The 7,723-nt window shown below is 64.5% G+C and carries 4 protein-coding genes, 2 pseudogenes and 1 CRISPR repeat array; all 6 genes and pseudogenes read right to left on the bottom strand.

Annotated elements, in window-relative coordinates:
• Positions 1-99 precede the first annotated feature (99 nt).
• Positions 100-1,497, bottom strand: coding sequence for a TIGR02710 family CRISPR-associated CARF protein (locus tag F604_RS0110780; protein WP_019551656.1), 1,398 nt, complete (start codon positions 1,495-1,497; stop codon positions 100-102).
• Between the two features lie 53 nt (positions 1,498-1,550).
• Positions 1,551-1,820, bottom strand: a complete 270-nt coding sequence (cas2, locus tag F604_RS0110775; protein ID WP_020700632.1) for a CRISPR-associated endonuclease Cas2 — start codon at positions 1,818-1,820, stop codon at positions 1,551-1,553.
• Positions 1,821-1,850: 30 nt separating this feature from the next.
• Positions 1,851-2,569: a CRISPR direct-repeat array (repeat unit 36 nt; unit sequence GTCGCAATCCCCTTTCGGGGAAGCATCTCTTGCAAC).
• Positions 2,570-2,981: 412 nt separating this feature from the next.
• Positions 2,982-3,611 (bottom strand): hypothetical protein, encoded by a 630-nt coding sequence (locus F604_RS0110770; protein WP_019551655.1) that lies wholly within the window; start codon positions 3,609-3,611, stop codon positions 2,982-2,984.
• A gap of 574 nt (positions 3,612-4,185) precedes the next feature.
• A pseudogene (locus F604_RS13580) lies at positions 4,186-5,009 on the bottom strand (hypothetical protein); the annotation flags it as partial.
• A gap of 511 nt (positions 5,010-5,520) precedes the next feature.
• Positions 5,521-7,056, bottom strand: coding sequence for an ABC transporter ATP-binding protein (locus F604_RS0110750; protein WP_240030565.1), 1,536 nt, complete (start codon positions 7,054-7,056; stop codon positions 5,521-5,523).
• Positions 7,057-7,291: 235 nt separating this feature from the next.
• Positions 7,292-7,723: pseudogene (locus F604_RS13125) on the bottom strand (hypothetical protein); the annotation flags it as partial.

The following is a 7,723-nucleotide window of genomic DNA, read 5'->3' as shown; positions in this document are numbered from 1 at the left end:
GTACCAAATCCGTGTCCACCTGTGGTGGACGTGGGGGAGTCCATGTATCCCCGGTTTAAAAACCGGGGGATTATAGCTCCCCCACACCCCCTCTTTTCTCTAAAAGGTGGACCCCAGGGCTACAGGATGCAGGGAGACCCTGAGGCCCGCACGCTCCCTCAGGTCCGCAAGCAGGGGTTGGAGGAGGTTGCGGATCTGTTTGAGTTCCTTTTCCGAGGGCACGGCGAATCCGTGGATGAGGAGGGCATCGTTCCGGGCCTTGAGGACCCCGGCCAAGCCTTGAAGCGCCTCCACCTTCTGGCTGGCCAGGACCGGGTCCCCCAGGATCCGCAAAAAGGCCACCAGGTCCAACAGGCCCAGCTTGGCACCCAGGCGCACGGCCTCCTCGTGCACCCGGAGGAGCCGGGCGAGCTCCTGCCGGAGGGCCCCTTCCTCAGGGGGGGTGAGGGCGGGGCTGTCCGCGCGGCGCCCGTGGAGGAAAAGCCTCTCCTGCAGGAGGAGCTCCAGGGCGCGGTAGGCGTAGAGGGCCGCCAGGACCAAGGAGGTCTTCTCCGACCGCTCGGAGAGGCGCAGGAGGGTCTCCACCACCCCCAGGACCCCAAGGGTATTCCCCAGGTCTTGCCCCACCAGGAAATCCCGGGCCGCTCTGAGGAGGGAAAGCTGCCCCTCGAGGATGCCCCGACGGTTGTTGAGGGGGTGCTGGCGCAGGGCGTCCGCCTCGAGGCGGCCAAGGAGGGCCTCTCCCTTTCTCACCGCCTCCGCAAAGTCCAGGGCGTACCACGCCTGGTACATGCCCGCAAGGAGGCCGAACACCTCAAAGCGCCGCTCCAAGGTCTTCTGCACCATGGCCCCGAAGAGGTCGGCGGCCTTGGCGTACTCCCCCCTCTCGTAGAACTCCCGGGCGAAGAGGGCGTCCACGTCCGCCAGGACCTGATGGGGATTCGGCAGGATGATGAGCCTTTCCGTGCCGGCCCGCGGGCGGCGAAGCTCGGGGTCGTAGTCGTCGTTGTCCACGTAGACCACCCGCACCTCGGGATAGAACCGCTGGAAGAAGAAGCCCGCCGCCGCCAGGCCGGCGCTCATGGCCTTGGTGCCGCTGGTGAGGTCCAGGGCCACGGGTACATCGGGGAAGCGCTCGAGGAGGTACCTCACATGCCGGTAGATGGCGGCTACGTCGCTTTTGCCCACCTCGAGGGGATAGATCTCCTTACCGGTTTCCTCCCGCAGGCGGGGGACATGGGCGCGGGTGAGGTCCGTGTGGAGCACATACACCTCCCGGGCCCGGGTGCCCAGGATGGCCAGGACCGTGGCCTCGGGGCTGGTGCCCAGGGTGTGGATGGAAACCGCAAACTCCTGAGGCGAAGGGTGGACGGGGGGTTCCTGCCGCCAGCGTTCCAGCAGGGCAGGCCAGACGCGCTCCCGGTAAAGACCCACGGCATCCCCTCCTGCCCGTACCGCCTGTTTGTACTCCTCCCAAAGGGTAGCCAGGTCTTGCATGATTCTTAGGATGCCACAGAAGGAACCGGGGCCGGGCGACATCTGCACACGGCCTAGGCCAGCCCAAAGGCCTCCAGCTCGTAAACCCGCCCCACGCCCAAAATCTGGACCTCGCCCGACACGGGATAGATGCGCAGGGCATCCTGAGAGAGGTCCAGCACCTTTCTGGCTCGGGTGCGCAGGTCGTTGAGAAGCTCTTCGTCCAGGTAGCACTCAAACACGGAAAGCTGCACACGCTCCCCGTAGCTTTTCAACAGGTTAGCCATCTTGACCCTGCGGTTGTCGTCCGGGATGTCGTAGGCAATGGCATAGAGGCGCTTCATAAAAACAAAATACCCAGGCTGGTGGCCTGGGTCGCAATCCCCTTTCGGGGAAGCATCTCTTGCAACCATTGAAGGACATGCGCGTAGAGGAGTTCGCAAAGTACGGTCGCAATCCCCTTTCGGGGAAGCATCTCTTGCAACAGCAGGAGGAGCTAAGATTACGCTACTCGGGGATAGTGGAGTCGCAATCCCCTTTCGGGGAAGCATCTCTTGCAACCTGTAGTCAAGGCCCTCATGAGCCGGCCTGACCTCCCGGGTCGCAATCCCCTTTCGGGGAAGCATCTCTTGCAACGAAAGCGGTGGGCAAACGCGTCCAGCCTCGCCCTTAGCTATGGTCGCAATCCCCTTTCGGGGAAGCATCTCTTGCAACCAGACTGATTGATAGCGGTGTGGTCAAGGCCACCCTAAGGGTCGCAATCCCCTTTCGGGGAAGCATCTCTTGCAACGTCTGGCTCGGCACGATGGCCTTGGTGCTTTTCTTCTTCTGTCGCAATCCCCTTTCGGGGAAGCATCTCTTGCAACTGGTCATGTGGTTGAGAGGCATGGTAACTGGACTGGTCGCAATCCCCTTTCGGGGAAGCATCTCTTGCAACAGACCATGTTCAGAGAACAGGTCTTGGCCCTCTACACCGGTTGGGTCGCAATCCCCTTTCGGGGAAGCATCTCTTGCAACCCAGCGTGACGGTGAACTACAGGCCGGCCCTGGTGGAGGCGTCGCAATCCCCTTTCGGGGAAGCATCTCTTGCAACGGTACCCCCCTTAGAACATCGTCCTGGACGGTGCTCCTGGAGGGGGGGTTTGTGAGAATCATGAAGGCTGGAATATACACATGGCGAATAAAGGGGGTTTTGCGGGGTTTAGCTCGTTGCAAAGCCACTGCAGGAGCGGTCGATAAGCAGGTGAAAACGCATATTGCCCTTGCGCAAGAGGAAAATCGGCTTTCAAGATCCTCGTCCGGCTTTCCGGACACCCCGATTATACCACTTGAACGTAACGCTTGACTGAGTTCAATAGAGTGCAAGGAAGTCGTGTAGAGTACGCACGCTCCAATCCTTACGGGTTTAGTAGTTTCCTTTGCGGCACAAAAATGCAGCTGTGTATAGTATGATCCCCGGCCCGCCGGTTGTATGGGTCCGGTGGTAGGTCTCCGGCTTTGGGGGGCTAGGCCTCGGACTTCGGGGAGGGGTTTTGCCCCCCGAAGTCCGCTGCGCAGGTTCCAAGACATCCCGGGTATTTAGGGCCTTCGCTGGTCTTCTTCTGCCAGGTTCTCTCCCGCCGGGTTCCCCAGAAGGGGCCAGGCCTCCTCTGCCCGGATGGTCTCCCCGGAAAACTCCCCGCCACCAGGAGGAGCTTTGCATCCCGGAAGAGGGCATACCGCCTTTCCCAAAGCCCCGGGGGCACCACCACCTGCCGCCGGATGGGGCCATCCTCGAGGACCAAAAAGGCGTAGCCCTGGGCGGTGGGGGGCTTCTGCTTGGCCACCACCAGGCCGGCGGTGAGCACGGGCCCCGGCCGAAGGGCGGAAAGGGGCGTGGCCCCCACCTCCCGCATCCGGCCCCGCACCAGGTCCAGGGGGTGGAGGGGAAGCTCGGAGAAGCCCTTGGCCTCGAGGTCCAGGAGGAGCCTCTCCCCCGGGGCCAGGGGGGGAAGGGGCGGCGGGGGAAGCTCCTCCGCCAGAAGGGGCCCCCCGGGGGGCAGGCCTGCCCGGAAGAGGGCCTCCCGCCGGGGGTGGAGCTCGTCAAAGGCTCCCGCCTTGGCCAGGGCCAGGAGGAGGTCCTCTTGCTTACGCAAATCTGTTTGCCCTTCGGGCAAAGCAACTTGCTTACGCAAATCTGTTTGCCCACAAGATAGCTTCGCTGACTCGGGCAAAACAACCGGGGGATGGAGGCGGGCGCGGAAGTCCTCCAGGGAGGTGAAGGGGCCCCGAAGCCTTTCCCGGAGGATGGCCCGGGCCGCCTCCTCGGAAACCCCCTTGGCGGCGGTGAGGGGGGGGCCTCAGGGCCTTCTTCCCCCCTACCCCCTCCACCCGGTAGCGGAGGCCGGAGCGGTTGATGGAAAGGGGCAGGAAGGGGACCCCAAGGCGCCGGGCCTCCTGGCGCCAGGTGGCGGGGGGCCACATCCCCGGCATCTCCGAAAGGACCCCCGCCAGGAACTCCGCCGGGTAGCGGTGCTTGAGCCACAAGGAGGCGTAGGCGTGGCGGGCAAAGGCCTGGGCATGGCTTTCCGTGAAGCCGTACCCCCGGAAGCCCTCCACCATGCGCCACACCTCCTCCGCCCTCTCCCCCACCAGGCCCAGGGTGCCCTCGAGGCCCCTTAGGAAGCGCTCCCGTAAGGGCTCCAGGTCCTCCTCGTCCCGGGCCTTAGCCACCGCCTTGCGGAAGGCCTCCGCCTCGGCCCAGTCCATCCCTGCCCCGTGGTGCAGGAGGGAGAGGAGCTCTTCCTGGAAGAGGAGGACCCCGTGGGTCCTGGCCAGGATCCGGTCCAGCACCGGGTGCAGGGGCTTCGCCTCCTCCTGCCCCAGGCGCCGGTCCTGGGCCTGAGCCTGCGGGACATGGCCGTCTGGGCCGGGCTTTCCAGCTGGAAGACCCCCAGGGTCTCCCCCCGCCACAGGGGGCGGTAGACCCCTTCCTCCTGGGGCAGGGCCTCGAGGTCCAGCCAGACCCCTTCCGTGCGGAACACCTCCTCCCGGGCCTCCTCCAGGGCGGAGAGCATCCTCAGGCCCAGAAGGTCCAGCTTCACCAGGCCCAGGGCCTCCAGGTCGTCCTTGTCCAGGGTGAGCATCCGCACCCCCCCGGCGCTTCGCACCATCGGGGCGTAGCGGGTGAGGGGCCCGGGGGCCACCACCACCCCGCCCACATGGGGCATGAGGTGGCGCACGTGCCCCTTTTCCATGAGGGAGAGGAGGCGGAGGAGAAGCTCCTTCACCGGGGCCTCCCCCAACACCTCCCGGAAGAGGGGTTCCGCCTCCCTGGCCCGGTGGGGGCTCAGGTGGCGGAAGTCCCGGCCTAGGGTCTTGGTGAGGCGCCGCCTCAGTTCCGCCGGCAATCCCAGGGCCCGGCCCAGGTCCCGGGCGGCGGCCCAGGCCTCGGGGAAGGGGATGCGGTCTAAGGCCTCCTCCCGGGAGGGGAGGGCCAGGGCCTCGTTCCGGGGCCTCTCCAGGTGGGAAGCCTCCTGGGGGAAGGTGCCCACGCTGATCCCCAGCCGGGCGCAGGTGAGGGCGTCCAGGAGGGGGAAAAGCTCCGGGGTGGCCTGACGCACCTCCAGGGCGGCCACGTAGGGCAGGCCCCGGTCCTGGGCCAGGCTCCTCAGGATCCGCACCCGCCGGTCGTCCCCGGGAAGCCGCCCGTGGTAGAGGGAGAGGAAGAGCCGGTCCCGAAAGGCCTCCTTCAGGGCCCTCAGGAGCCGGTCCAGAGCCTCCAGGCGCCTTTGGGCCAGGAGGGCGCTGGGAAAGCCCTGCCTTCCCCCGCTGAGGTGGTAAGGAGCAGGAATATCGAAGTGCTCTTTCTCTAGGATTCCCTCGCCCTAATCCCCATGAGCCCTATGTCCGGGCCTTCATGAAGGTGTATAACGTGCACGGGCTGCCCTAGCCACCAGCCACCAGGCGACGGAGGCCTTGACCCCCTGGCTGGGGTTCCAGGCGGGCTAGGGGCCTCTGCGGTAGGTGCGGGTTCAGGGCTTCGGTGCAGGGTGCTGGGAGTTTTCAGCCCCCTCTGTATCCCTCAGCCTGTAGCCGCCACAGCTCAGCGTAGACGCCGTTGCGCTGCAACAGGACCTGATGCGAGCCTTCCTCCACCAAACGCCCCTCCTGCAGCACCAGAATTCGGTCGGCCATCTGCACAGAGGCCAGTCGGTGGGTGATGAGGAGTACAGTCTTACCTTGGGCTAGCTCGGCAAAGCGCCGGTAAAGGTGGGCCTCCTCCTTGGGGTCCAGGGAGGCCGTGGGCTCGTCCAGCACGAGAAGTTCGCCCCCCCGGAAAAAAGCCCGGGAGAGGGCCACGCGCTGCCACTCGCCTAAGGAGAGCTCCGTGCCCCCGAAGGCCTTGGAGAGCAGGGCCTCCGGCCCGAGCCGCTCCAGGAGTTCCAAGGCCCCTCCCGCCCTGGCCGCCTCCCACAGGCGTCCCTCGTCGGAAAGGGCCTCCAAGTCCCCTAGGGCGATGTTCTCCCCGAGGGTAAGGGCATAGCGGCCATAGTCCTGGAAGACCGCGGAAACCAGGCGGCGCCAGGCGCCAAGGTCCAGCTCCCTGAGGTCCACCCCGTCCACCAGGATGCGGCCCTCCGTGGGGTCATAGAAGCGGAGGAGGAGCTTGACCAAGGTGGTCTTGCCCGCACCGTTTTCCCCCACCAGCGCTAGCCGCTCGCCTCGACGCAGCCTAAAGGAGATCCCCTCCAAGGCCCGCCGGCCATTGGGGTAGCTAAAACCCACGTTTTCAAAGCGGATCTCCTCAAAGCCCTGCACCGGGTGGCCCGCGCTCGATGGAGCCAGTGCGGAAGGCCGGGCTAGGAAACCCTCCAGTCGCTCAAAATAGAGAAGGCTCTCGTACAGCATGCCGACATCCTGCACTAGGCCGTAGAGGTTCTGTTGCAAGCTGCCCACGGACTGCAGGAGAAGCACCAGGTTACCCAGCCCCCCCAAACCCAAAAGAGCCTGATGCAGACCCAGGTACAGCGCCGCCGCGGTGGCCAGAGCACTGAGGAGAACCAAGCCGCTGGCTCCTAGGGCCTGCCGCCTACGGGCGCGGCGAAGACCCTGGTGTAGCCGCCCAAAGGCATCAAGGTAGCGCCCACGGAAGAAGGGAAGGAGGTCAAAGAGGCGCACTTCCTTGGCGCCCTCGGGGTTGAGTAAGACCTCGGCGTAGTAGCGCATTCTCCGGGCTTCGGGGGCGCCAAAGAGCACTGCCTCCCACACCCCCTTTTGCAACCGGAAGGTCAGGAGCGCTTGCGGTAAGGTGGCCAGGAGCAGCAGCAAGGGGAAAATGGGGGCCAGGGTGAGGAGCAGAAGCAGCACCCCAGCCACGGCGATGCCCCCGCGGAAGGCGTTGCCAAAGAAAATCAGTAGGTTGAGCGGCTGGTATGGCGCTTGGTCGCGCAGCACCTGCAGTTCGTCGTAAAAACCGGCATCTTCAAAGGGGGTGAGGTCGGGCAATCCAGCCGCCTTTTCCATCAGCAAGAGATGCACCCGGGCTGTAAGCCGCTCGTTTACCACCCCCTGCAGGTAGGTCACCCAGGGGACCAGCACAAAGTCTAGGGCAAACAGCAGGGCCAGCCCCGCCAGCGGACCTAGGAATGCTGGAGTGAGGGAGCCCCTCTCCAAGTCCAAGACCAGACTGTCCACCAAGGCCCGCGTGGCGCTTAGTACCCCCACCGGTATCAGGCCGCTTGCGGCTAGGAGCCCTACCAGGAGGGTGGCCTCGAGGGGGGCGGCTCGGAAAACCTGGCGAAGTGCTGAGACGGTTTGGCGAGATAGTGCGTGCCTAGAAATCAACCACTACCACCTCTTTAGCCCAACGTCCAGGATTCGCAAAATTGGAAGCAATATAGGCCCAATCTTCAGGGCTGATGGGATACACTTCCTCGACAACGTACCGCTTCCACATCGGCTTTTTGGAATCGTGACGCAGGATCGCCTTGTGTCCTTCAGGAACCTCTACTATTACGAAAGATTCTCCTACTTCATCCCACTCCCAAATTGGCACGCTACCCACCAAGGCATAAAAAGCATTCCGGTTGTCATCTAGGTTTCGAGCATACATGCTCGATGGACAATACCAGCAGGAGGTGCGGTATTTTCCGCAAGCCACTATTTTAGGGGGCGAACATAAGTGCCAACCCCTTATCATGTCAACATGGCAGCCCCTCTTCAGATCCAGCTGACCCCTGAGGAGGACCGGCTCCTGCTGGAACTC

The organism is Thermus scotoductus DSM 8553 (assembly GCF_000381045.1).
Taxonomy (GTDB): domain Bacteria; phylum Deinococcota; class Deinococci; order Deinococcales; family Thermaceae; genus Thermus; species Thermus scotoductus.
Note: the sequence above shows the minus strand (reverse complement) of the source record. Positions and strands in the feature narration are given on the sequence as shown.

Coding starts and splice junctions, on each gene's coding strand:
- F604_RS0110780 (WP_019551656.1), bottom strand. CDS start 1,497: ATGCAAGACCTGGCTACCCTTTGGGAGGAGTACAAACAGGCGGTACGG.
- cas2 (WP_020700632.1), bottom strand. CDS start 1,820: ATGAAGCGCCTCTATGCCATTGCCTACGACATCCCGGACGACAACCGC.